Below are 25,229 nucleotides of genomic sequence, written 5' to 3'. Positions count from 1 at the left end.
GTTGACGATCGTTCTGGGCGTGGCAGATTGCCGCGATCGGGAAACTATTTCAGTACCTTGCGCATTATCTGGTGTTTCCACATCTTCTTTTTGGCGAAGGCAGAGGACGTTGAGATGAGTGACAGGTCCGTAAATTCGAGAGTTGGCCGCAGCACGGCGCTGGCCGCATTCGCTGGTCTGGCTCTGGTGGTCACTTCGATCTCGCCTTCAGCTGCCGCGTCCTCGCCGTCCGCAAAGGCGGCGCCTGCGACGGCCGTGGCGGCGCAGGGCTCATCCAGCGCGACCGATTTCAGCTCCGTGCGGCGTCACCGCTATTACCGCCGCGGGCCGAACGCGGCGGGCCTTGCCTTCATGGGCGTCGCGGCCGGTCTCATCGGCGGCGCGATCGCCGAAAGCCGGCGCCAGGAATATTACGACAACTATTATTATGGCGGCCCACGCTATTATGGGCCGGGCTACGGCTACTATGGCGGCCCGCGCTACTACTACAATCCGTACTGACGTCGCCCGACGGGCAAAACACCCCGGTGGCTGTCAATCCGCTCACGCGAAAATATTCCGCTTTACCGAAATTCGGAAATAGCGTATGTTTCGCCCATCCCGGCTTGGTCTTGAGGGGCGATCGTACGTCGTCACGTGTCGCGAGCCGGGCTTGCGGTGGACGCGGCAGCGTCGCACGAGGGATATGGGCAGGGCGGGTAGTCCCTGTGAGCCCGAAATCGCGTGCAGACGAACGGCGCTGTTCAGTTCGTCGCGCCAACATGTCGATGGCGACGTGCACGATGCCATTGACCCCTGCGGCGCTGGCGGACGCGCGTACGGCAAAACCGTGTGGTCCCGGCCGTCGTCGCTACGGTCAAGCCTTCGCGGAGATGTGGAGCGTCCAACCGGATCAACCGCATCGGCAATTCGCGGGGCGAGGGAGGCCAGAAGGAATTCGGCTCCCGGGAGAGCGCGGCATAAGCCGTCAACCCATCGCGCAGGGAAGGCCGTGTGTTGGGCTTCACCTGTATGCTGCTGTGCGGTTCTCTCTGCGCTACATCTCGCGCAGCGGACCGCGGGTGCCGCTGGCACCCGGTCTTCCCTGCGCCCTCTTGATCGAGAGGGTGGAGAGATCAGGCAAAGCTCGGGCGGATTGCGTCGCGAGAGCGAGAAGATGTGTCTGCATCTACGCACTCGCTGTCATCGCCCGGCTTGACCGGGCGATCCAGTACTCCGAGACGGCTGTGACTGAATCGATGGCCGCAGCGTACTGAATTCCCCGCCTTCGCGGGGAATGACAGGGTTATTTCGAGAAGCACATGATCAAGCCCGGGTCGACCTTCGACCGGTGCTAACCAATGACGACGTGGAGAGAGCTGTGCCTAGACCCCCGACATCACCGTCCCGCAGGGGCCGACAATGCGCCGTTGGCGTAGCGCCAATAGTCGGGTTCGGACGGCTGCGATGGCCACATCGCCGCGTTGGAGTCGCGCACCGACTGAGTGATGGGGGCGGGCCGCGCCTTGCGGACGTGATGGCGGTCGCCCGCTGCGGCGGTCTGGACGGTAACGACGGTGATCAGCGTGGCGCCAAGAATGGCAAGAGTCTTTCGCATGGTTGTTTCTCCCGTGACGACGCGCCCACGGCGAGAGGAATATCCCTTCTGTGCGTCGTCATGGCTGACATGGCGATCCGCCCGGCCGAATATCAACGGCGCCCGGCTTCACGATCGGCAACGCCGCTTCACGATGGGGCGAGCAACTTTTTTGGTCCCGGCTAAATATTCGGCAATCGCCCTGCCGGCCCGATGGACTTGACCGGCGCAATCCGGTTCAATGGGAGTAATTTAGGTTTTAGGTACGACAACGATGTCGAAATATCTGCTGGTCCTGCTTTTGATCGCCTCGCCGGCCGCAGCGCAGGTCAAACCCGCTGCAAAAAGCTCGGCGGCACATGTCGACCCCTGCGCGCCTATCGGGCGCACCGCAGATGGCAAGCTGGTCTATTCCATGAAATGCGAGACCCTGCCGGCGCCCGCGTCGCCCCCACCGCAGGCGGAACTGAAGGAGGTGCCACCAGCGGCGGCCGCCACTGCGGAGCCCGAGCCGGAGGTGCGACGGAGCGGCATTTTCGGCTGGTCTTACGATCGCAGGTAATGGGCCTGGCGCCACTTGCGCGGAACCCGCTGGAATGCTCTTTGCTTGCAAATTCCCGTGGGGCGGTCGCCCCGATCCAGAGAGATGAGATGAGCAAACTCGTTATCCGCGCCGGTGATTTCACCTTCGATGCCCGCTTCGAAGAGCAGGCGGCGCCCAAGACCGTCGCGGCGTTCCGCAAGGCGCTGCCGTTCGAGAGCCACATCATCCATGTGCGCTGGAGCGGCGAGGGCGTCTGGATGCCGCTGGGCGATCTCGATTTCGGCGTCGGCTATGAGAACCACACCAGCTATCCGGCGCCCGGCCAGATCATCCTCTATCCCGGTGGCATCAGCGAAACCGAGATCCTGCTCGCCTATGGCGGCGTGCACTTCGCCAGCAAGATGGGCCAGCTCGCCGGCAATCACTTCATCACCGTGACCTCGGGGCTGGAGAACCTGGCGACGCTGGGCAAGAGCGTACTGTGGAAGGGCGCGCTGCCGATTCGTTTCGAGGAAGTCTGAGTGACCGACAACAGCTACCCGCGCGATCTCCGCGGTTACGGTCGCAACCCGCCGCATCCGGAGTGGCCCGGCAATGCCCGGGTCGCGGTGCAATTCGTCGTCAATTTCGAGGAAGGCGGCGAGAACAACATCCTGCATGGCGACCCTGCCTCGGAAGCGTTCCTGTCCGACGTGCTCGGCGCGCAGCCCTGGCCGGGCCAGCGCCACGCCAATATCGAATCCATGTTCGAATACGGCTCGCGCGCCGGCTTCTGGCGGCTGTGGCGGATGTTCAATGAGCGCAAATGGCCGACCACCGTGTTCGGTGTCGCCACCGCGCTGAAGCGCAATCCGGAAATTGTGGCTGCCATGAAGGAGTCCGGCTGGGACATCGCCAGCCACAGCCTGAAATGGATCGAGCACAAGGACATGACCGAGGCGCAGGAGCGCGCCGAGATTGCGCAAGCGATCCGCGTCCACACCGAGGCGGTCGGATCGCGGCCGCTCGGCTGGTACACCGGGCGCTCCTCGATCAACACCAACCGTCTGCTGGTGGAGGAGGGCGGCTTCCTCTACCTCTGCGACTCCTATGCCGACGATCTGCCCTATTGGGTCAAGGGCGCGAACGGCAAGCAGCTCATCATTCCCTACACGCTCGATGCCAACGACATGCGCTTCATCAACCCGCAAGGCTTTGCCGAAGGCGAGCAGTTCTACACCTATCTGAAAGATGCCTTCGACGTGCTCTATGCGGAAGGGCAGACCGCGCCGAAGATGATGTCGGTGGGGCTGCACTGCCGTCTCGCCGGACGGCCCGGCCGCGCCGCCGGCCTGATGCGCTTCCTCGATTACATCGGCAAGCACGAGCACGTCTGGGTGCCGACGCGGCTGCAGATCGCGCAGCATTGGCACGCCAAGCATGCGCATCTCGCCGCTGATGCGTTCGAGATCGGGTAGGGAGCGTGATGGCGCAAATCTCGCTCGCCGACCTCAACGCCGCAAGCAAGGCCGACTTCGTCGCCGCGCTCGCCAATGTCGTCGAATATTCGCCGTGGATCGCCGAACAGATCGCGGCGCAGCGACCGTTCGCCGGCATCAATCAATTGCACGCCGCGCTGATGGCGGCGATCCAGGCAGCCGAGCCCGATGCGCAGATGGCGTTGATCCGCGCGCATCCGGATCTCGCCAACAAGACCCAGCGCGCGGCCGGCTTGACGGTGGAATCGACCGCCGAGCAGAACAGCGCCGGTCTCGATCGGCTGTCGGAGGCCGAATATGCCGCCTTCGAGCGCGTCAACAACGCCTATCGCGAAAAGTTCGGCTTCCCCTATATCGTCTGCGTGCGGCGGCACACCAAGGATTCCGTGCTGCGCGACTTCGAGACGCGGTTGCGCAATATCGCCAAGACCGAGACGCGTCGCGCGATCGAGGAGATCGGCCGCATCTCGGCGCTGCGGCTCGATCAGCTTGTCAGTGCGGATGACAAGCTGAAAGTGCACGGCCGGCTCTCGACCCATGTGCTGGATAGCCACGCCGGCAAGCCCGCACCGGGCATTCCGGTTGAACTGGTCGAGCTCGCTGCGCTCGGCGAAAGCCGCATCATCGCGCGCACCCTCACCAATGCGGACGGCCGCACCGACCAGCCGCTGATCGGCGGCCGGCCGCTGCCGATCGGCCGCTACGAGCTCCGCTTCAGGGTCGCTAACTACTACGCCGCGCGCAACGTGCCGCTTTCCGATCCGCCGTTCCTCGACGAGATCCCGCTGCGCTTTGCGATCAGCGAGCCGGAGGCGCACTACCACGTGCCGCTGCTGGTCACGCCCTGGAGCTATTCGACCTATCGCGGCAGCTGAATGCGGCGCGATCTTCACCTCGCCCCGCTTGCGGGGAGAGGGAGCAAAGTGTCGCCGTGGCCGCTGCTACCGCACCTCGTCGGAATTGCCGAACTTGTCGTGCAGCGCCGGAAAGAGCCGGTCCGGCTTGAAGGGCGGTGCCGTGAAGCGGATGCCAGTGGCGTCCGCGATGGCGTTGCCGAGCGCGGCGGCGACCGGATTGTACGGGCTCTCGCTCATCGACTTGGCGCCCAAGGGTCCGATCGTGTCGGACGTCTCGGCGAACAGCACTTCCGTGCGCGGCACGTCAGCGAAGGACGGCAGATGATAGTCGCGGAATTTCGGATTGGTGACGCGGCCCTCTGCGTCGATCACCATCTCCTCGTAGAGTGCAGCACCAAGCGCCTGCGCGACGCCGCCCTCGACTTGGCCGCGGCACTGCATGGGATTGACGACGACGCCGGCATCGGCCGCCTGCACGCTCCTGAGAATCCTGACCTCGCCGGTGCCCTTGTTCACGGCGACGCGGAAGCCCTGCACGTTGAAGCCGACCGAGCGCGGCGTTCCCTCCGAATTGCCCTGCGCCGCGAGCGGACGACCCGCCGCGCGCGCAAGCTTCGCCAGCTCGACAAAGGACATGCGCCGCACACCGCTGACGACGAACTCGCCGTCGAGCGTGCAAGTCCCTGCATCGCAGAGCCACGCGTTGGCGGCCGCTGCCTTCAGCTCGGTCGCAAGCTGCATTGCGGCGGCCTCCGTCGCCTTGCCCGCGACGAACGTGCCGGTGCTGCCATAGGCGCCGGTGTCGTGGCCGCCATGGGCGGTGTCGGACTGGCGCAGGCGGATCCTGTCGACCGTGGTTGCGAGGACAGTCGCTGCGATCTGCCGGTGCACGGTGCTGGTGCCATTGCCGAACTCGGCGGTGCCCACGGTGAGATCGAAGCCGCCGTCGTCGTTGAGCGCGATCATGGCCTCGGCGATATGGCCGGCGGGCGGCACGGTGTCGATCATGGTCAGCGCGATGCCCTCGCCGGTCAACCAGTCCGGTGACAGCTCGCCTTGTGGCCGATCCGCCTGCATCGCGCGCTCGACGAGATCGATGCACTGGTCGAGCCCGTAGGAGCCGTAGAGCACGTCATGATATTCGGATTCAGGCGGCGACAGCATGGGATCGCCGGGCCTGACGATATTGCGGCGGCGCATGTCGTAAGGGCTGATGCCAAGCTGCTTCGCCAGCTCGTCGATCGCAGCCTCCACCGCGATCGCGGTCTGCGGCAGGCCATAGCCGCGAAACGCGCCTGCTGGCACCGTATTGGTGTAGACGACGCGACCATCGACGCGCTTGTTCGGACAGTTATAGACGGCGATCGACTCGTTCACGGCGTGAAACATCACGGAGGGGCCGTGATTGCCGTAGGCGCCGGTGTTGGAGAGCACGTCGAGCTGGAGCGCAGTGAGCTTGCCCCGGGCATCGGCCCCGGCCTTGATGTGGACACGCATCGGATGCCGCGTCGAGGTCGCGATGAACTGCTCCTCACGGGTGAGCTCGAGCTTGACGGGACGTCCGGTCTTGAACGCGGCCAACGCCAGGATATCCTCGACGAACATCTCCTGTTTGCCGCCAAAACCGCCGCCAACGCGTTCGCAGAACACGCGGACCTTGTCCATCGGCAGTTGGAAGATGTTCGAGAGCGCTCGCCGGGTCAGGAACGGCACCTGCGTCGAGGTGCGGACGTTGAGAACACTGGCATCGTCGAGCCAGGCAAGGCCGCCATGGGTCTCCAGCGCCGCATGCTGCACACGATGGCTGTGGAAGGTGGCCTCGTATGTGACGGCGGATGTGGCGAGCGCGGAGGCGACATCGCCGAACTCGCCGTGAATCTCCGCGACCAGATTGCGCTGCGCGTCGGCAACGCGGTTGGCGGTGGTCCGATCAGGATGAACCAGCGGTGCGCCCGGCAGCATCGCCTGCTCCGGATCGATCAGCGCGGGCAAGATCTCGTATGTGACTTTCAGCCGGCGGCAGGCCTCCTCGGCCGCGCCTTCGCTCTCGGCCACCACGGCCGCGACCTTTTGGCCGACGAAGCGGACGACCTCGTCGAGGATGCGGGTATCCTCGGGATCCATCCAATCCTTCTCGTGCCGCGCGGTCGATGTCAGCACCATTGGCGCATCCTCATGCGTCAGCACCGCATGCACGCCGGGAACCGCCAGCGCCGCCGATTTGTCGATCGCAATGATCCTGGCATGCGCATGCGGCGAGCGCAGCAGCTTGATGTGCAGCAGGCCGTCAATCTGGGTGTCGAATGTGTAACGCGCCTTGCCGCGCACGACGTCCGGCCCCGCGGGCGCCGGCAGGCTGCGGCCGAACGCGCCGCCAGCCTCGACGCGCTCCTCGACATTGCTCTTGCCGTGGATGGCGTCCTCGATCGCGCGATAGCCGGTGCAGCGGCAGATGTTGCCCTTCAGCGCAGCACCGAGATCGGTGCGCTGGGCCTGGTTCAGCGAGGCGCAGGTGAGGATCATGCCGGCGGTGCAGAAGCCGCACTGGAATCCTTGCGCGTCGAGGAAGGCTTGCTGCATCGGATGCGCACCGTCCTCGCCGCCGAGCCCTTCGATCGTGGTGAGGCTGCGTCCCTCGGCACGAAACGCCGGGATCAGGCAGCTGTGCACGGGTTCGCCGTCGAGCAATACGGTACAGGCGCCGCAATCGCCGGCATCGCAACCTTTTTTCACCCCAAAATGACCGAGCTCGCGCAGGAACGTGCGCAGGCACTGGCCGGCGCGCGGCGCTCGCGAAAACGTCGTGCCATTGACCTCAAAACTCATGGCGATATTGCACCCAGCAGCTCGGAGCGGATCTCCTCGGCGAGCCGCAACGTCATGTGCTTGCGCCAGAGCGGCTTGCCATGAATGTCGGTGTGATAGAGATCGTCGGTGATCTCCTCCGCAATGGCGGCGTGCAGCGCGCTTGCGTCGGTCGGATCGGGCAACGACAGCTGGATCGGGCGCACGGTCGATGCGGTCACCGTCAGCTTCAGCGCTCCATCGCCATCGAGGCTTCCGATCAGAAGCGCCGCCGAGCGGCCAACCGGTGCGAGAGAAATCTGCCGAAATGCCGAGCGGCGCCTGAGCGCGGCAAGCGGAATGTCTATCTGTCGCAGCAGGTCGCCTTGCGACAGGCGGTTGCGTTGATTGCCGGTGACGAAATCGGCGGCGGGAATCCTTTGCTCGCCGCCGCCGGCCTTCCAGATGGTGCAGACGCCGTCGAGCGCCGATGTGAGCGAGATCATCGGTCCCGCCGGCAGCGACATGCAGAGATTGCCGCCCACCGTCGCCGTCTTCCAAATCTTGAAGGAGGCGAGGAAGGCGCGGCAGCTCTGGCTGATCAGCGGTGCTGCCAGCCAGTCAGGCGGGCAAGTAAACGCATCGAGTTGCGCGATGGTGCAGGTGGCGGCGATGCTGAGGTGGCTGTCGGTGATCGTCAGCGCAGGCCATTTCAGATCGGTGAGATCGATCAGCCGTGTGAGATGGATCTGCGGCTCCGAGAACAGCCACGTACCGCCCGCGAGCCAAGCATCGCCTGGCGTCCAAACGGGCAATTCGGAGCGCGTTTGCGGATGAGCGACCGCTGTGATGGTATTCAAGTCCATGGCTGCGAGAATGCCTGCACCGGGGGATTTGACTTCAGCGAAAGTCTTGCAAGACCAGCGCCAAGTAGCAACAACAAGTCACAGCGATAACGCTCTCGGGATGGCCTCCGCCTTGCAGGCTATTCATTAACGAGGGTGAGGAGAAACTGAGTCATGAGTGACGCAAAGCCGATCTGGATCAGGGATCCCTTGGCCATTCTCGCCGACGGTGCGGCGCGCGGGATCGTGGTGAAGGAGGGCCGGATCATCGAGCTCGTACCGTCCGGCGGCACGCCGGCGACTGCCGATGCTGCGGAGTTCGATGCGCGTGAGCACGTTGTGCTGCCCGGCCTTATCAACACCCATCATCACTTCTATCAGACGCTGACGCGAGCTCTGCCGGCGGCGATGGACCGCGAGCTGTTTCCCTGGCTCCAGGCGCTCTATCCGGTGTGGGCGAGGATGACGCCCGAGGCGCTGCAGCTCGGCGTCACCGTGGCGATGTCCGAGCTCTTGCTGTCGGGCTGCACCACGACGACCGACCATCACTATGTCTTCCCGGCGGGGCTGGAAGAATCCGTCGATATCGAGGTCGCTGTCGCAAAGCGGCTCGGCGTGCGCGTGCTGCTGACGCGCGGCTCGATGAACCTGTCGCAGCGCGATGGCGGCCTGCCGCCCGACAGCGTCGTGCAGGACGAGGACACCATCCTCGCCGATAGCGCGCGCGTGGTCGGGAAATATCACCAGCGCGGTGCGGATGCGATGGTGCAGATTGCGCTCGCGCCGTGCTCGCCGTTCTCGGTGACGACGTCGCTGATGCGCGCCACCGCCGATCTCGCGGGCAAGCTCGACGTGCGCCTGCACACCCATCTCGCCGAGACCGAGGACGAGAACAAATTCTGCCAGCAGATGTATGGCTGTAGGCCGCTCGATTATCTCGATCAGTGCGGCTGGCTGAACGCGCGGACCTGGCTTGCTCACGGCATCTTTTTCAATGCCGACGAGATGAAGCGCCTCGGCAAGGCGAAGACGACGATCAGCCATTGTGCGTGTAGCAATCAACTGCTGGCTTCCGGCTGCTGCCCGGTATGTGACATGGAAGAGGCCGGCGTCGGCATCGGCATCGGCGTCGACGGTTCGGCCTCCAATGACGGGTCGAATTTGATGCAGGAGGTGCGGGCGGCGTTCCTGCTCCAGCGGGCTCGCTATGGCGTGACCAAGGTCAGCCACAAGGACGCGCTGCGCTGGGCTACTAAAGGCTCGGCGGCCTGCGTCGGCCGTCCGGAACTCGGTGAGATCGCGCTCGGCAAGGCCGCCGACCTTGCGCTGTTCAAGCTCGACGAGTTGCGCTTCTCCGGCCATGGCGATCCCCTGGCCGCGCTGGTGCTGTGTGGGGCGCATCGGGCTGACAGGGTGATGGTGGCGGGGAACTGGGCCGTGGTTGATGGCTCGATCCCGGGACTGGACGTTCCGGACCTGCTCAACCGGCACACCGCCGCGGCGCGGGCGATGCAGGCAGGATAGGAAATAGATGGAGGGGGCGACCACAAGTGCCGGGTGCTTCTGGCCACCCCCTCCGAACCTCCTCCGGGAGGAGCAGGTGATTTAGGCAATGCAAGAAGCGTGCTACTTGCCCGGCAGCTTGTCGTCGATGCCCTTCACGTAGAAATTCATGCCGAGGATCTGGCCGTCGGCGAGATTGGCGCCGCCCTTGCACTCGATCTCCTTGCCGTCCTGCCCAATGACCGGGCACTTGAACGGGTGCAGCTTGCCGGCGGTGATGGCCGCCTGGGCATCCTCGGCGATCTTCTTCACGTCGTCGGGCATGTTGGTATAGGGCGCCATCGCGAACATGTGGCTGTCGAGGCCGCCCCAGGTGTCCTCGGATTTCCAGGTTCCGTCGAGCTCGGCCTTGACCCGGGCGATGTAGTAGGGCGCCCAGGTGTCGAGGATCGAGGTCAGCTGGGTCTTCGGACCGAACTTGATCATCTCGGAGTCCTGGCCGAAGGCGAGCTTGCCGCGTTCGCTGGCAATCTGCATCGCGGCCGGCGAATCCGTATGCTGCATGATCACGTCGGCGCCCTGGTCGATCAGCGCCTTGGCGGCGTCGGCCTCCTTGCCCGGATCGAACCAGGTGTTGGCCCAGATGATCTTGACCTTGATGTTCGGGTTGATGCTCTGCGCCGCGATCATGGTCGCGTTGATGCCGGAGACGACCTCGGGAATCGGGAACGAGCCGATATAGCCGAGCACGCCTGACTTCGACATCTTGGCCGCGATCAGGCCTTGAATGTAGCGGCCCTGGTACCATTTCGACGAGTAGGTCGACATGTTTTTGTCGCGCTTGTAGCCGGTGGCGTGCTCGAAGTGCACGTTCGGATATTTCTTCGCGACCTTCAGCGTCGGATCCATGTAGCCGAACGACGTCGTGAAGATCAGCTTGTTGCCGGCGCGGACGAGCTGCTCGATGGCGCGCTCGGCGTCGGGACCTTCAGGGACGTTCTCGAGATAGGTGGTCTCGATCTTGTCGCCAAACTCCTTCACCAGCGCCTGGCGGGCGAGCTCATGCTGATAGGTCCAGCCGAGATCGCCGATCGGACCGAGGTAAATGAAGCCGACCTTGAGCTTGTCGGCGGCGGAGGCTGCACTGACGCTCCCGGCGAGCAGAATGCCGGCAGCCAGCGCAAGAAGTGATTTCCTCATCATCAATCTCCAAACATCAGGGGAAAGCCACGATCCGCAACATGCGCGCCCCATCGCGCACGCCGCGGAAATGAAAACGCTAGCGATCAGGCACGAACACGGTGCCGAGCGCGGCCGGCGCGGTCGAACCGCCGGTGCGCGCGCGGGAGAGCAGGACCAGCACGATGACAGTGGCAAGATAAGGCAGCGCCGACATGAATTGCGAGGGAACGCCGACGCCCCAGCCTTGAGCATGTAGCTGAAGGATCGTCACTGCGCCAAACAGATACGCGCCGACCACGAGCCGGCCCGGCCGCCACGACGCGAACACGACCAGCGCCAGCGCGATCCAGCCGCGGCCCGCGGTCATGCCGGGAATGAAGAACGGCGTGTAGGCGAGCGGCAGATAGGCGCCTGCAAGCCCGGCGCAGGCGCCGCCGAACATCACGGCGAGAGTGCGGATGCGTAGCACGGGATAGCCGAGCGCGTGCGCGGAGACGTGGTTGTCGCCGCAGGCGCGCAGGATCAAACCCGCGCGCGTGCGGTACAGGAACCACCATACGGCGATGATGAGCGCGATGGAGAAGTAGACGAAGGCGTCCTCGCCGAACAGCACGCGGCCCACCAATGGAATGTCGGTGAGGCCGGGAATCGACAGATGCGCGGCCGGCGTCAGTCGTTCGCCGACGAAGCCTGCGCCGATCAGGCCGGAGAGACCGATGCCGAGAATGGTCAACGCCAGCCCAGTCGCGACCTGATTGACAGCAAGGCCGAGCGCCATCAGCGCGAAGATCAGCGACATCAGCGTCCCAGCGACAATGCCGAACAGTGCGCCGATGAAGATCGACCCGGTCAGCCATGCGCCGCCAAAGCCGCAAGCCGCGCCAACGATCATCATGCCTTCGACGCCGAGGTTGAGTACGCCGGAGCGCTCGGTGACGAGCTCGCCGGTCGCCGCGATCAGCAGCGGTGTCGAGGCGGCGAGCACCGACAGGATGATGGCTTCAACCAGCTCCACGGGCCACCTGACGGTTCGGGAAGACCAGCTTGAAGCGATACAGAATGAGGGAATCGCAGGCGAGCACGTAGAAGAGCAAAATGCCCTGGAAGACCTTGGTGACATCCAACGGGATCTTCATTGCGATCTGCGCCTGCTCGCCGCCGATGAAGGTCAGCGCCAGAAAAAGGCCTGCAATTAATATTCCAAGCGGATTCAGGCGGCCGAGGAAGGCGACGATGATCGCGGTGAAACCATAGCCGGGCGAGATGCCGGGCTGGAGGTGCCCGACGGGGCCTGCGACCTCGATGATGCCGGCAAGGCCCGCGAGCGCGCCTGACACCGCGAAGGTCAGGATGACCAGCTGGTTGGCGTTGAAACCGCCGAACCGCGCCGCTCGGGGAGCTGCACCCACGACGCGGATCTCGAAGCCCTTGATAGTGCGCCCGAGCAGGATTGCAGCCGCCGCAACGACCAGCAACGCGATGATCGAGCCGAGATGCAGCCGGCCGCCCTCGATCAGCAGTGGCACCGTCGCCACGGGATCGAACTCCGCCGTGGTCGGGAAGTTGAAGCCGTTCGGATCGCGCCAGGGTCCGCGGACGAGATAGTCCAGCAGCAGGTCGGCGACGTAGACCAGCATCAGGCTGGTCAGGATCTCGCTGGCGCCGAACTTCACCTTGCAGATCGCCGGAATCAGCGCATAGACCGCGCCCGCGGCGGCAGCAACCAGGAGCATCGCTGGCAGCACCCAGGCGCCGGCGTCGGTGCCTTGCGTCTTCACCGCGATCCAGCTTCCGGCGACCGCGCCGATCAGGAATTGCCCCTCGGCGCCGATGTTCCAGGCGTTGGCGAGATAGCAGAGCGACAGCCCGATCGCGATCATCACCAGCGGCGTCGCCTTCACCGCGATCTCCTGCAGCGAATAGCCGTCGGTCAGGGGCGCAATGAAATAGGCGTGCAGCGCAAGCAGCGGATTTTTGCCGAGGATCGCGAACAGGATGGTCATGGTCACGATTGTCAGGCCGATGGCGATCAGCGGCGAGACCAGCGCGATCGTGTTGGAGCGCTCAGCGCGCTTCTCAAGCACCAACTGCATGTGCGGCCTCCTTTGGCTCGAGGCTGCTGCCGCCCATGAGAAGACCGAGCCTTTCGCGCGTGGCATCGCGCGTCGCGAGCGGTTCCGAGAGCCGGCCGTGGAACATCACGGCGATGCGGTCGGCGATTTCCGTGAGTTCGTCGAGATCCTGGCTCGTGACGAGCACGGCAGCGCCTGCGGTCGCAAGATCAAGCAACGCCTGGCGAATGACGGCGGCGGCACCGGCGTCGACGCCCCAGGTCGGCTGGCTCACCACCAGCACGGCCGGATTGCGCAGAATTTCGCGGCCGACGATGAATTTCTGCAAGTTGCCCCCGGAAAGGCTCGCAGCTTCCGGATCACGCTTGGCCTTGCGGACATCGAAGGTCTCGGTCGCCTTGTCTACGGTCTTCAGCGTGGCCGCCGTGTCGATGAAGCCGTGATTGACCATGCCGCTGGCGGCGTGTCCGGTGAGCAGCGCGTTCTCCGACAGCTTCATGCGCGGCGCGGTGCCGTGGCCCAGCCGCTCTTCGGGGACGAAGGCAGCGCCGAGCTTGCGGCGCCTGGTGATCGAAAGGTGGCCGGCGGCGATGCCTTCGATCACGACCGTACCGGGATCCTTCGACAGCCGCTCACCGGACAAGGCCGCGAACAACTCATCCTGGCCATTGCCGGCGACGCCGGCGATACCGAGGATCTCGCCGCCTTTCAGTTCGAACGAGATATGCTCGAGCCGCACGCCGTGCGCCTCGTCGGGTGCGAGCGAGAGATCGTTGACGACCAGCCGCGGTATCGTGGTCTGGCGGCCGGGAGCCGACTTCACCTCCTTGATCTCGCCGCCAACCATCATGCGTGCAAGCGAGGCTGCGGTCTCGAGCCGGGGATTGCAGGTCTGGATCTTCTTGCCGCCCCGCAGGATCGTCGCCGTGTCGCAGAGCCGCTTCACCTCCTCCAGCTTGTGGCTGATGTAGAGGATGGCGCGGCCTTCGGCCTTGAGGCGTTCCAGCACGACGAAGAGCTGGTCGGCCTCCTGCGGCGTCAGCACCGCAGTCGGCTCGTCCAGGATCAGGAATTTCGGGTCCTGCATCAGCGCCCGGACGATCTCGATGCGCTGGCGTTCGCCGACCGAAAGCTGCCAGACCTCGCGTCTGGGATCGAGCGGCAGGCCGTAGGTCTTCGACACCTGCTCCAGCCGCGCCGACATGTCCTTGAAGGATTCCTTGCCGTCGAGACCGAGCGCGACATTCTCGGCGACGGTGAGATTGTCGAACAGCGAGAAGTGCTGGAACACCATGCCGATGCCGCGACTGCGTGCCTCCGAAGGACCGGACAGCACGATCGGCGCGCCCTGCCAGCGGATCTCGCCGGCGCTCGGCTGGATCAGGCCGTAGATCGCCTTCACCAGCGTCGACTTGCCAGCGCCATTCTCGCCGAGCAGCGCGTGGATCTCCTTTGGCCAGACGTCGATGTCGATGCAATCGTTGGCGAGGAAATCCCCATAGCGCTTGGTGAGGCCGACCGTTTGAAGCAACGGGGCCTCGCCGGAATGCAGGCCGTTAGGCGTCGGATCTAACATTCGCTGATACGCTGGTATGGGATGATTTGCCTCAATAGTGGGCTAGTTTGAACCGCCGCGTAAGGTGTGAAAAAGCGTCATCCCTTGCTCAACGCTTCGGCAGGGGGAGGCCTCGCGAGTCGCGGCCGTCTCGCAGGCGGGATCTCCCCAATCCGTGCCTCACAGCGCCGTCGCGGGCTGCGCCGTCCATGCACGGGTTGTTGTAAATTTGTAACGGTTCAAACCAAATCGGAACTGACTATGCAGGCTTGACGTGAAGTTGAGCAAAGCCGCGGCAGCGCTCGTATGCAATGGACTACGGCAACAGCGGTCGTCCTTGACGGTTGCGATCGGGTCGATCTCTCAACACAAAAAGTAAGCAGAATCAAACAGGATAGTTCGGCAATGGCGTTCCCGGCATCGTTGGGCGTCGAGACAGCTGTCGCGCAAAACCTCGCAAAATTCGGCTGTGCCGTGCCGATTGCTGCTGAAATAAGCGGCATGCCTTGAAAAAAGTTGAGGCTTCTCACCTCGGGACTTCGGCGCAAGTGTCGCACCCAAGGGACGTTCATTTTTACGTGTCCAAACTTGGGGGTATTCAGGATGTCGTTTCGTTTCAAGGCAATTGCAGCCGCGGCGCTGTCACTTGCTACGCTCGCCACGGGTGGACTGGCGCAGGCTGCGGATCTGCCGGTCAAGGCAGCAAAGAAGGCACCTGACCTCCCATTCTTCCTGGTGATCGATGACCGCGTGTCGTTCTCCTGGATGCCGAAGGGCACCGACCCCGGCATCTGGAGCGTCCGTCCCGATGGCAGCATCAACGGCAAGACGGCCAAGCAGGTTTACTCGTTCACCCACTTCGACCTCTGGGCCTACGGCACCAACTTCTTCACGATCTCGATGTTCAAGTCGGGTCAGAACGATCCGACCAATCCGTGCACGAACGCCGGCGTCGTGTTCAACCCGGGCACGGGCGTTGCAACGGCTGCGAATTGCTCCGGCGCGACGGAAATCTACGGGCTGTTCCGTTCGACATTCGGCTGGAATGAGTTGTTCAACACCAAGGCGTTCACTGCCGGCCCGCTGCACAACATCTCGTTCGAAGTCGGTATGGACGCCAACACGGAAAACAACTATCTCGCGCCGGCCAAGCGCGACTTGGTTGCCGGTCTCCAGTTTGCCTTCGACCTTCCCTACAAAGGCTACATCAACGTTGCGCCGTTGATGTACTGGGAGTTCCTGAATCACAACGCTTTCACGCAATGCGGTGGCGGATTTGCCGGTGCCGTGCCGGGCTTCAGCTGCAACTCGGACGGCAATGTCAGCTACAGGCCGACCTGGGCCGTCGAAATCAACTACTACATGGACCTCGGCTTCCTGCCCCCGAACATGCAGTTCTGGTCGATCAGCGGCCGCGCCGGCTGGTACGGTCCGAAGGGTGACTCGAACGGCCTGCCCGCACTCTCCGGTATCGGCCGGTTGTCCACCGCCTCCAAGACCGAGCTCAACAGCGAGCCGATCCGCCTGACCTTCGACGCTTCGAAGGCGGTGTGGGGTGACAAGTACTCGCACTTCGTCGATCTCTGGGTTGCCTACCGCTATTGGCAGAACAAGTTCGGTCTCGACCACAATGCCATGCCCGGCGTCTGCACCATCGCCGCAACCGGCCAGAGCACCAACAGCTGCACGGAGTCCACGGTCTACGGTGGTGTCACTGTGAAGTTCTGATCGCCTGAGATTTTAGGGTTAGGATGGCGTCGCGCAGGACTGCGCGGCGCCGTTCTGCTTTTAGGATGTGGAGGTCCAGCCTTCGATGGCGCTTGTTGGACATCTACTTCGTCCATGCGCCATCGTGCAGCGCTGCGGCATCATCTTCCAGCAACGGCCCCACCACTTCGGTCGGCCGCTGGCCGCTTGCAAAGACGTTGCGGCAGGGAAGATCGAGTGTCGGGTTCTCCGGGTGGTTGCCTGTGACACCGCGCAGGCGATGCTCGCTGAGGCCGTAGACGACGCGGCCGATGCCGGCCCAGTAGATCGCGCCTGAACACATCGCGCAGGGCTCGGCGGAGGAATAGAGCGTCGACCGCGCCAGTATTTCGCGGCTCAGCGTGCGGCAGGCTTGCGCCGCCGCCAGGCGCTCGGCGTGCGCGGTGCCGTCGCGATCGGGCATGTAGCCGTTCTCGGTCTCGATCAGCACGCGGCCGTCGGCATCGACGACGATGCAGCCGAAGGGGTGGTTGCCGTGGGTGAGGGAGCGGCGGGCGACCGCGAAGGCCAAACGCAGGAAGTGCTCGTCGCGCTCAGTTGCGCTGCTCATGGCAACTCCCGATTAGTGCCCCGCCATGTGCCGGCCGATCTCGGTGAGGTCGGCCGCGCTGGTCCGTGCTTCATACACGAATTCGCCGTGGAACATCACCACCAGCCGATCGGAGAGTTCGAGCAGTTCGTCGAGGTCCTCACTGACCAGCAGCACTGCGGCGCCGCGGTTGCGCGCCGCCATGATCTCGGCGTGGATTTGCGCCACCGCCGCGAAGTCGAGGCCGAAGCAGGGGTTCGCCGCGATCAGCACTTCGACGTCGCCCGCGAGCTCGCGAGCAAGCACGGCGCGCTGGACGTTGCCGCCTGACAGCGCCGAGATCGGTGTTTCCGGGCTGCGGGTCTTGATCTTGTATTGCCCGATCTTCCTGTTCGCGTCGTCGCGGAAGGCGCTGCGGTTGAGCCACCAGCCGCCACTGGCAAAGGGAGCGCGGTCAAACTCGCGGAAGGCGATGTTGTCGGCGACGCTCATGCCGCCGACGCAGGCGTTCTTAAGCGGCTCCTCAGGCAGAAGCGACATCTTGTGCCGCCGCATCTCCTCACGGCTGGCGTGATAGGCATCGCCGGCGACGCGGATCTCGCCGCTCTCCGCCTCGCGCTGGCCAGCCAGGACCTCGACCAGCTGGCGCTGGCCGTTGCCGGAGACGCCGGCAATGCCGACGATCTCGCCGGCACGTACGGTGAGGGAGACGTCATGCACCGCCATGGCGCCGGCATCGTCGAGCGCGCGGAGCTTTTCCAGCTCCAGGCGCGCCTTACCGGCTTCTCCGGTGCGTGGCGGTTGCACCGTCAGTTCCTCGGCGCCGATCATGGTGCGCGCCATCGCATCCGGCGTGAGCTCGGAAACCTTGCCGGCACCGGCGAGCTTGCCACGGCGGAGGATGGTGACCTCGTCGGCGAAGGCCATGACTTCGCGGAACTTGTGCGTGATCATCAGGATGGTCAGCTCGCCCTTGACGACCATGTCACGGAGCATGCCCAGCACCTCGTCGGCTTCGGCCGGCGTCAGCACCGAGGTCGGTTCATCCAGGATCAGAAAGCGGCGCTTGAGATAAAGCTGCTTGAGGATCTCGCATTTCTGGCGCTCGCCAGCCGAGATGTCGGAGACCTTGGCGGAGAGCGGCACCTTGAAGGGCATGCGGGCAAGAAACGCCTCGAGCTCCTTCATCTCCTTCGGCCAGTTCACAACGGCCGGTACATCGTCGCGCGCCAGCACGAGGTTTTCGGCGACCGTCATGGCCGGCACCAGCGTGAAGTGCTGGTAGACCATGCCGAGGCCGAGCGCATGCGCATCTTTCGGGTTGGCGATCGCCTGCTCGCGGCCGCCGATGAGGATGTCGCCTTCGGTAGCGTGATAGTAGCCCATGATGCATTTGACGAGGGTGGATTTTCCGGCGCCGTTCTCGCCCAGAAGTGCATGGAACGAGCCCGGTCGTACCTTCAGCTCGACATTGTTAAGCGCCAGGAAGTCGCCGAAGCGCATGGTCATGGCTATGGCATCGACGCCGAAAGCGCCGACAAGCGGAGGCGGCTCGCCGATGATCACGAAATCGCTCCGATGAAGGCGTCCGAGGTCGAGACCGCGCCGAATACGCCGCCCTGCATCTTGATCATCTTCAGTGCGTGGTCGTGATTACTCTTGTCGGTCGCGCCACAGCAATCGTGCAGCAGCACGCATTCGAAGCCGCGATCATTGGCTTCGCGCATGGTGGTGTGGACGCAGACGTCGGTGGTGATGCCGGTCAATACGATGTTCTCGATACCGCGCAGGCGCAGGATCAGCTCGAGGTCGGTGGCGCAGAACGAGCCCTTGCCGGGCTTGTCGATGATCGGCTCGCCCGGCAGGGGGCTAAGCTCCTCGATGATGTCCCAGCCAGGTTCGCCGCGCACCAGGATGCGGCCGCACGGGCCGGGATCGCCGATGCCGGCCCCGATCTGACGCGAGCGCCAGCGTTTGTTGGCGGGAAGGTCCGAGAGGTCGGGGCGATGACCCTCGCGGGTATGGATGATGTGGAAGCCCTGCTTGCGCATGGCGGCAAGCAGCCTCTTGATCGGCTCGATCGGCGCCCGCGTCAGGGACAGGTCGTAGCCCATCTTGTCGACATAGCCACCGACGCCGCAGAAATCGGTCTGCATGTCGATGATGATGAGCGCGGTGTTTTCAGGGCGGAGATCGCCGTTGTAAGGCCAGGCGTAAGGCTCGGATTTGATGTAGCGCTCGGGCATGATTTCGCTCTCTAGCGGGTGATCGACAATTCGGCCGGGGCTCCGGTCAGTGTGCGTTTCGGCGAGCAGGTGATGATCATGATCGCCAGCGTCAGGATGTAGGGTGCTGCGTTGAAGAGGTGATAGCCGGACGTGACGCCGACCGATTGCAGTGCCGGCCCGAGCGCCGCAGCGCCACCGAAGGCGAGTGAGGCCCACAGGCATAGCAAGGGATCCCAGCGGGCAAAGATCACGAGCGCAACTGCCGTGATGCCTTGGCCCGACGAGAGACCCTCGTTCCAGCTTCCGGGATAGAACAGTGACAGGAAGGAGCCGCCGATGCCGGCCAGGAAACCGCCGACCATTGTGGCGCGCAGGCGGATCAGCAGCACGGAGTGACCCATGGCGCGCGCCGCATCCGAGCTCTCGCCGGCGGTGCGGATGAGGAGGCCCCAACGCGTGGTGCGGAAGGCCCAGTAGAGGATCGGCGCGAGTGCAACGCCGATCAGGAACAGGACGTTGACACGCAGCGCGGCGCGCAGCTGCGGGATGTCGCTCCACCAGCCGAAATCGATCGCGGGCAGGCGTGGCGCGGTCGGCTCGATCAGCGGCTTGCCGAGATAGAAAGCCAGGCCGGTGCCGAACAGCATCAAGGCGATGCCGACCGCGACGTCGTTGACGCGCGGCAGCGAGCAGATGCCGGCATGGAGTGCGCCCAGCAATGCACCGGTGATGCCGGCAGCGAGCACACCGAGCCAGGGCGATCCGGTGAGGTAGGAGATGCCGTACGCGCTCATCGCGCCCATTACCAGCGTGCCCTCGAGGCCGAGATTGATGCGGCCCGAACGCTCGGTGATACATTCGCCCAGACTCACGAACAGGAAAGGCGTGGAGACGCGGATGGCACCGCCGAGCACGGCGAGCGGGACGGTCCAAAGTCCGATCGATCCGTCTGCCATCAGGACTTGCCTTTCAGGAACCCGATGCGGCCGTAGAGCGCATCGCTGGCTAGCACGAAGACGAAGATGATGCCTTGGAGCACCAGCACCGATGCATCAGGCAATCCGAGCCGACGCTGCAACAGGCCGCCGCTGGCGCTGATGCCGCCGAGCAGGACAGCGACGGGGACAATGGCCAGCGGATTTTGTCGCGCCAGGAAGGCGACGAGGATGCCGGTGAAGCCGTAACCGGCAGCGAGATTGGCATTGGTGCGGCCTTGCACGGCGGCGACCTCGACCATGCCGGCAAGGCCCGCGGCACCGCCGGCGAGGAAGCAAACGGTCAGGATCAGCTTGCTGACGCCGAGGCCGACGATCTTGGCGGCACGGATGTTGCCGCCGGCAACGCGCGCGGCGAAACCGAACACGGTGTGATAGATCAGGATGTAGGCGGCGACCGCGGCGATCAGCCCGAAGACCAGACCCCAATGCACGTCGGTGCCGGGAATCGTGCCGATCATGTTGGCGGCGCCGATCTCGCGGGTCGACGGCTTGTTGAGGCTGGCGGGATCGCGCATCATGCCTTCGACGAGATGATTGAGGATTGCGAGTGCGATGTAGACGAGTAGCAAGCTCGAAATCGTCTCGTTGACGCCGCGATATTGCCGCAACGCGCCAGCGAGCATGATCCATAAGCCGCCGCCGATCACGCCGGCGACCACCATGGCGATCTGCACGACCGGCGGCGGCATGCCCTGAAGTGCGAGCGCCGCGCCCGTCGCCGACAGCGCGCCGATCAGCAGCGCGCCTTCGCCGCCGATGATGACCATGCCGAGCTGCGCCGGGAGCGCGGTGCAGAGAGCAGTGAGGATGAGGGGCGCTGCGCGCGTCAGCGTGTTCTGCCAGGAGAACCAGGTGCCGAAGGCGCCGTAGTACATGTAGAAATACAGGTCGAGCGGATTCTTGCCGAACAGCATGACGAAGATGCCGAACACCGCGAGCGCGGCGGCCAGCGCCGCGCCCGGGATCAGGACATATTCGATCGTGCCGCCGTGGCGCTGAAGAAAGCCAGGGTCGGCGGCCGGGGCCACCGTCCCGACCGCCTCGGCGGAATCCGCTGCTTCCGATGTCACGAAGTCGCCCCGATCACGCCTTCGACGAGATAGTCCATCTTCTCGAGCTCAGGATCCTTCTGGCCACGATCGGTGCCGGCCGCGATCACCGTCTTGCCCTTGTTGTCGACCAAGCCGCCCTTGAAGATGGCAAACCCGTCGGCGGACAGGAATTTGGCCTTGGCCTCGTCGGCGGCCTTGCGCGCCTCGGCCGAGACGGCTTCGCCATAGGCCGAGACCTTGACGATCTCTTCCTTCAAGCCGCCGCGGTAGAAATTCGGGATGCCTTCGCCGGCGGCGATCATCTTGACGAACTTCGGATAGAGCGCTTCCCAGTTCCACTCCGCGCCGGTGAGATAGGCCTTGGGCGCCAGCGCCGACTGGTTGGTGTGATAGCCGCAGACGAAGGCGCCGCGCCGCGCGGCGTTCTCGACCATGGTCTTGGGGCCATCGACGTGACAGGTCAGCACGTCCACACCCTGGTCGATCAGGCTGTTGGTGGCTTCGGCCTCCTTGACCGGCATCGACCAGTCGCCGGTGAATATCACCTGCGTTGTGGCCTTCGGATTGACGGACTTGGCGCCCAGCGCAAAGGCGTTGATGTTGCGCAGCACCTGGGGAATCGGCTTGGCGGCGACAAAGCCGAGCTTGCTGCTCTTCGACGTCAGGCCGGCGACGATGCCCGAGATGTATTGAGCTTCGTCGATATAACCGAAATAGCTGCCGGCGTTCTTCGGGTCCTTGTCGGTCCAGAGGCCGCCGCAGTGCTCGAAGCGCAGCTTCGGGTACTTGGTGGCCATCTTGATCATGTGCGGATTGTAGTAGCCGAACGAGGTCGGGAAGAGCAGGGTCGCGCCGTCGAGGTTGATCATGGACTCGATCGTCTTCTCGACCGCGTCAGTCTCCGGCACCTTCTCTTCCTCGACCACTTTGAGGCCGGGAATCTTCTTCAGCGCCGCGGCGCCCTGCGCGTGAGCCTGGTTATAACCGTAGTCGTCGCGTGAGCCGACATAGATGAAGCCGATGGTCGTCTCGGCCGCGAAGCCCGGGCGGGCGCCGGCCGCCGCGCCGAGGGTCAGGGCAGCGCCGCCCTGCAACAAATGACGTCGTGAAATCCTGCCAAAATCCATTGCTTGCTCCCCTGGGCGGAATCGACCGCCTTAATCTCGCGGCTGCGCCGGTCTGGCGGAGCCGGGATGGGATGTCGCAAGCTTTGTGCCATAGGCTATAAAGCGATCATTTTCTCATATCTTATTGATATATATAGTATTTATACGACGATGAGAATTTAGTCACGACGCATTCTGATCAATTTATAATCATTACTTATCGATTGTATGCAATTGAGTTGGGCAGTCGAGTTCCGATGGGGTCCATGATAACGCTGGCGTTCTGCGCTCCGGCTGCAGTCCCGTTAACCCGCGCGTCCGGCTTGGACTGCGACGGCTGGCTGATTCGCTGGCACCGAACTTGTATCAATTGTCGTTGCGGCCGCTGTGCGGTTCTGCAGATGGAAAGCTCGACCGACATGGCTGCAGACAAGGCCTTTCAACCCGCATCGCTCGGTGAACAGATCGTGCGTCGCATCGATGAGCTTGCGGCGATCTCGGAAGAAGCCGGCAAGCTCACCCGCATCTATCTCACCAGGGAGTTGAAGGCGGCCGCGGACCTCATCCTCGGCTGGATGCGCGAGGCCGGCATGAACGCGCATCTCGATGCCGTCGGCAATGTCTGCGGCCGCTACGAAGGCGAGCGGCCGGGCGCGCCTTGCCTGATGCTTGGCTCCCATTACGACACGGTGCGCGACGCCGGCAAATGGGATGGACCGCTCGGCGTGATCACGGCGATTGCCTGCGTTGCCGATCTCCACCGCCGCGGCAAGCGGCTGCCATTTGCGATCGAGATTGTCGGCTTTGCCGATGAGGAGGGCGTGCGCTTTGCCTCGACCCTGCTCGGCAGCCGTGCGGTGGCCGGCACGTTCGACGAGAGTGTCTTCAACGCGCGCGACCGCGATGGCGTCTCGATGCGCGATGCGCTCGTCACGTTTGGCCTCGATCCCGAGCATATCGGCGCGGCGGCGCGGGCACGGCGCGAGCTGCTGGCCTATCTCGAATTGCACATCGAGCAGGGACCGGTGCTGGAAGCCCAGAACCTGCCTGTCGGCGTCGTCACAGCGATTGCGGGCGCGACGCGGTTGGCGGCGCGGCTGACCGGCATGGCCGGCCACGCCGGCACCGTGCCGATGGCGCTGCGCCGCGATGCGCTCGCGGGGGCGGCCGAATGCATCGGCGCGATCGAACAATTCTGCCGCACCGACGAGAGCGGTCTGGTCGGGACCGTCGGCTACATCCAGGCAAGACCCGGCGCGACCAATGTCATTCCGGGCGAGGTCTCGTTCACTATCGACATGCGCGCGCCGACCGACATGCATCGCAAGCGCTCGGTGGCCGACGTCGTCAGGCAGATCGAGGCGATCGCAAAGCGGCGGCACCTGGCGCTTCAGCTCGACGTCACCCATGAAAACCGCACCGCGCCTTGCGCGGCCTGGTTGCGGGACCAGATCGCGCAGGCGATCGCAGCGGAAGGCTTTTCCGTCTTCGAGCTGCCGAGCGGAGCGGGGCACGACGGCATGGCGATGATCGACATCGCCGATGTCGGCATGATCTTCGTCCGCTGCCGCGGTGGCATCAGCCATCACCCGGACGAGCATGTGGAGCTGGCGGACGCCGACGCCGGCGCGCGGGTGCTCTTGCGGGTGATCGAGAATTTCAGGCCGCGCGTGGGATAGGCCCGCAAGTCACCGGGTAGAGATGCGAATCAGGCAGGGCTAGAATAGAGACTGCCACTACCGCGATCACCAGAGGCCGGCCGACCGACGCAGATGAACAGCGATATCTCATTTCCAGCGCATCGGGAGAACCGGTTCTACCAGGGCATGGCTGCGACCTTTGTCGCGAATGCTCTTCAGGCGGTCAATTTTCTCGGTGATCGATTCCTGAGACAGTCGCCCCATTCGTTGTCGGCCATCGAGGACCTGTACCGGCACTCGATGGACAGCGCCTTCTCGGTGACCGAGGCTTTCCTCGTGACGGGCGCGCCGCACGCTTCCGCCTATTATCCACGCGACTTCGCCTGGTTCTATCCTGACGTCCTCGATCCCGAGACCATCATGGATGCGCAGGACGCGGTACGCCGCGTGCGCCTGCTCGAAAAGAGTGTGCGTCTGTTACTGGAGGCAGTCAGCGCCGACGTCGTCACCACGACCATCGTCCCGGCGGGGCGCGGCCGGTATCTCGGCGTGAATTATTTCTCGCGGCCATCGGATACGCTGCTCGGCGTTTTGGCCGGTCTGCAGCAGATGCTCTCCGCCGAGGAGCGAAAGTCGCCCCATCTGGCGATGTCGCAATGCGCCCATGCCGGTCGTTTGTTGCTGGCCGAATATGGTGGAGATCTGAAGCGGGCGATCGTGAAGCTCGCAAGCGAGCTCGAGCCGTTCGAGGCCGACGGCACCAGATATTTGCTCTGCGACGCCAGCAGGCCTCGTTCCGCAGCGACGGACACCCGCGCCGAGCGCCGGCGTTTCGTCACCAATGCCTGCGTCTACACGACGTTCGTGTGGGGCGTGGAGCTTGGCATCGTCGAGGCGAGCGAATTGAAGCGATTGCTTGGGCGAGACCTTGCGCAGTACAAAAGGGACCTTTTCCGCCTGTTCGGCAAGGACGGCTATATCAGGCATTCGCTGGAGAGCCCGGCGGGCACGCCGGCATCCCAGGTCGCGCTGGATTTCGTCAGCGTGCATCGCGGCTTCTGGGATCTGAACGATGTGGGCGAGCGTGCACTGTTTGCGGCCACGACGGATATGATCGTCGCCGAGCCGCGCTTCCGCATCCCGAGCACATTTCACTTCTTCGTCTCGGCGGACAATCCGCGCAACAAGATGATCCACAAGATCGCGGCGCCGGCCTACCAGGGGCGCTCCTCCTGGCCGACGTTCAACGTCGAGTTCGCCGATCGCATGCTGGACTTCGACGAGTTTGCGGGGAGAGAAACCTACCGGGCCTGTGCGCAAGCGATCTTGAAGGACATCCGCACCGCGACCGAGGTCCATGGCGGGTATCAGGAATTGATCTCCGAGCAGGGGCTGAAATATCGCACTTGGGCGTACAAGGGCGCCGTCGCCCATTCCTGGTTCCCGCGCTTCCTGTCGGTCTGGAGGAGGGCGTATGGAACGCCGCTCCTCCAGTGGAACGACTGATCCGCCA

The 25,229-nt window shown here is 64.2% G+C and carries 22 protein-coding genes; 9 read left to right on the top strand and 13 right to left on the bottom strand.

The annotated features are described in order from the left end of the window. Nucleotides 1-114: 114 nt before the first annotated feature. A complete protein-coding gene (locus tag G8O24_RS03610) occupies nt 115-501 on the top strand; it encodes a hypothetical protein (RefSeq protein WP_188096540.1) in 387 nt (128 codons plus the stop codon). An 877-nt stretch (nt 502-1,378) separates the two neighbouring features. Here the strand turns inward: G8O24_RS03610 and G8O24_RS03605 are convergent. Further along, nucleotides 1,379-1,597, bottom strand: a complete 219-nt coding sequence (locus tag G8O24_RS03605; RefSeq protein WP_188096538.1) for a hypothetical protein — start codon at nt 1,595-1,597, stop codon at nt 1,379-1,381. 253 nt (nt 1,598-1,850) lie between these two features. Here G8O24_RS03605 and G8O24_RS03600 point away from each other — a divergent pair, with 253 nt between their 5' ends. From G8O24_RS03600 to uraD, 4 genes are all read left to right on the top strand, one after another. Further along, nucleotides 1,851-2,138, top strand: a complete 288-nt coding sequence (locus G8O24_RS03600; protein WP_188096536.1) for a hypothetical protein — start codon at nt 1,851-1,853, stop codon at nt 2,136-2,138. Between the two features lie 89 nt (nt 2,139-2,227). After that, on the top strand, nt 2,228-2,641 hold the full coding sequence (locus tag G8O24_RS03595; RefSeq protein WP_188096533.1) for a DUF3830 family protein: 414 nt from the start codon (nt 2,228-2,230) through the stop codon (nt 2,639-2,641). Beyond that, entirely contained in the window at nt 2,642-3,577 is a 936-nt protein-coding gene (gene puuE, locus G8O24_RS03590; RefSeq protein WP_188096531.1) for an allantoinase PuuE, read from the top strand. Nucleotides 3,578-3,585: 8 nt separating this feature from the next. Further along, nucleotides 3,586-4,473 (top strand): 2-oxo-4-hydroxy-4-carboxy-5-ureidoimidazoline decarboxylase, encoded by an 888-nt coding sequence (gene uraD / locus G8O24_RS03585; protein ID WP_188096529.1) that lies wholly within the window; start codon nt 3,586-3,588, stop codon nt 4,471-4,473. 66 nt (nt 4,474-4,539) lie between these two features. On the opposite strand, the gene G8O24_RS03580 is transcribed toward uraD, so the two are convergent. Continuing rightward, entirely contained in the window at nt 4,540-7,281 is a 2,742-nt protein-coding gene (locus tag G8O24_RS03580) for a molybdopterin-dependent oxidoreductase (RefSeq protein WP_188096527.1), read from the bottom strand. Beyond that, nucleotides 7,278-8,105 (bottom strand): FAD binding domain-containing protein, encoded by an 828-nt coding sequence (locus tag G8O24_RS03575; RefSeq protein WP_188096525.1) that lies wholly within the window; start codon nt 8,103-8,105, stop codon nt 7,278-7,280. The genes G8O24_RS03580 and G8O24_RS03575 overlap by 4 nt, the downstream gene beginning before the upstream one ends. A 153-nt stretch (nt 8,106-8,258) precedes the next feature. Between G8O24_RS03575 and G8O24_RS03570 the strand changes: the two genes are divergently transcribed. Beyond that, nucleotides 8,259-9,608, top strand: coding sequence for an 8-oxoguanine deaminase (locus G8O24_RS03570; RefSeq protein ID WP_188096524.1), 1,350 nt, complete (start codon nt 8,259-8,261; stop codon nt 9,606-9,608). Nucleotides 9,609-9,710: 102 nt separating this feature from the next. Here G8O24_RS03570 and G8O24_RS03565 read toward each other — a convergent pair whose 3' ends face one another. From G8O24_RS03565 to G8O24_RS03550, 4 genes are all read right to left on the bottom strand, one after another. Then, complete coding sequence (locus G8O24_RS03565) at nt 9,711-10,787, bottom strand: BMP family ABC transporter substrate-binding protein (RefSeq protein WP_188096522.1); 1,077 nt, start codon at nt 10,785-10,787, stop codon at nt 9,711-9,713. Between the two features lie 79 nt (nt 10,788-10,866). Next, nucleotides 10,867-11,784 (bottom strand): ABC transporter permease, encoded by a 918-nt coding sequence (locus tag G8O24_RS03560; RefSeq protein WP_188096520.1) that lies wholly within the window; start codon nt 11,782-11,784, stop codon nt 10,867-10,869. Continuing rightward, nucleotides 11,771-12,862, bottom strand: a complete 1,092-nt coding sequence (locus G8O24_RS03555) for an ABC transporter permease (RefSeq protein ID WP_188096519.1) — start codon at nt 12,860-12,862, stop codon at nt 11,771-11,773. Before G8O24_RS03555 ends, G8O24_RS03560 begins: the two co-directional genes overlap by 14 nt. Next, nucleotides 12,846-14,417, bottom strand: a complete 1,572-nt coding sequence (locus tag G8O24_RS03550) for an ABC transporter ATP-binding protein (protein ID WP_188096517.1) — start codon at nt 14,415-14,417, stop codon at nt 12,846-12,848. Before G8O24_RS03550 ends, G8O24_RS03555 begins: the two co-directional genes overlap by 17 nt. Nucleotides 14,418-14,999: 582 nt before the next feature. Here G8O24_RS03550 and G8O24_RS03545 point away from each other — a divergent pair. Next, the gene (locus G8O24_RS03545; RefSeq protein ID WP_188096515.1) at nt 15,000-16,124 is read left to right on the top strand and encodes a hypothetical protein; all 1,125 of its coding nucleotides are present in this window, start codon (nt 15,000-15,002) and stop codon (nt 16,122-16,124) included. A 103-nt stretch (nt 16,125-16,227) separates the two neighbouring features. Here the strand turns inward: G8O24_RS03545 and G8O24_RS03540 are convergent, their stop codons facing one another. Genes G8O24_RS03540 through G8O24_RS03515 form a run of 6 tightly spaced genes read right to left on the bottom strand, consistent with a single transcriptional unit; the run spans nt 16,228 to nt 22,097 of the window. Continuing rightward, complete coding sequence (locus tag G8O24_RS03540; RefSeq protein WP_188096513.1) at nt 16,228-16,713, bottom strand: nucleoside deaminase; 486 nt, start codon at nt 16,711-16,713, stop codon at nt 16,228-16,230. Between the two features lie 12 nt (nt 16,714-16,725). Beyond that, nucleotides 16,726-18,258: an ABC transporter ATP-binding protein gene (locus G8O24_RS03535; protein ID WP_188096511.1), complete on the bottom strand. Its 1,533-nt coding sequence runs from the start codon at nt 18,256-18,258 to the stop codon at nt 16,726-16,728. After that, a complete protein-coding gene (gene biuH / locus G8O24_RS03530) occupies nt 18,255-18,938 on the bottom strand; it encodes a biuret amidohydrolase (protein WP_188096509.1) in 684 nt (227 codons plus the stop codon). The genes G8O24_RS03535 and biuH overlap by 4 nt, the downstream gene beginning before the upstream one ends. A gap of 11 nt (nt 18,939-18,949) precedes the next feature. Next, nucleotides 18,950-19,876 carry an ABC transporter permease gene (locus tag G8O24_RS03525; protein WP_188096507.1) on the bottom strand — a complete coding sequence of 309 codons (927 nt, stop codon included), beginning with the start codon at nt 19,874-19,876 and terminating at the stop codon, nt 18,950-18,952. Continuing rightward, nucleotides 19,876-20,988, bottom strand: a complete 1,113-nt coding sequence (locus tag G8O24_RS03520; protein ID WP_188096505.1) for an ABC transporter permease — start codon at nt 20,986-20,988, stop codon at nt 19,876-19,878. The genes G8O24_RS03525 and G8O24_RS03520 overlap by 1 nt, the downstream gene beginning before the upstream one ends. Continuing rightward, nucleotides 20,985-22,097 (bottom strand): BMP family ABC transporter substrate-binding protein, encoded by a 1,113-nt coding sequence (locus G8O24_RS03515; RefSeq protein WP_188096503.1) that lies wholly within the window; start codon nt 22,095-22,097, stop codon nt 20,985-20,987. The genes G8O24_RS03520 and G8O24_RS03515 overlap by 4 nt, the downstream gene beginning before the upstream one ends. A 398-nt stretch (nt 22,098-22,495) precedes the next feature. Between G8O24_RS03515 and G8O24_RS03510 the strand changes: the two genes are divergently transcribed. Further along, on the top strand, nt 22,496-23,755 hold the full coding sequence (locus G8O24_RS03510; protein WP_188096502.1) for an allantoate amidohydrolase: 1,260 nt from the start codon (nt 22,496-22,498) through the stop codon (nt 23,753-23,755). A 93-nt stretch (nt 23,756-23,848) separates the two neighbouring features. Then, nucleotides 23,849-25,222, top strand: coding sequence for a hypothetical protein (locus G8O24_RS03505; RefSeq protein ID WP_188096500.1), 1,374 nt, complete (start codon nt 23,849-23,851; stop codon nt 25,220-25,222). The last annotated feature ends 7 nt before the right edge of the window (nt 25,223-25,229 follow it).

This window comes from Bradyrhizobium campsiandrae (genome assembly GCF_014529705.1).
GTDB classification, from domain to species: Bacteria; Pseudomonadota; Alphaproteobacteria; order Rhizobiales; family Xanthobacteraceae; genus Bradyrhizobium; species Bradyrhizobium campsiandrae.
This window is presented reverse-complemented; position numbering and strand designations above follow the sequence as displayed.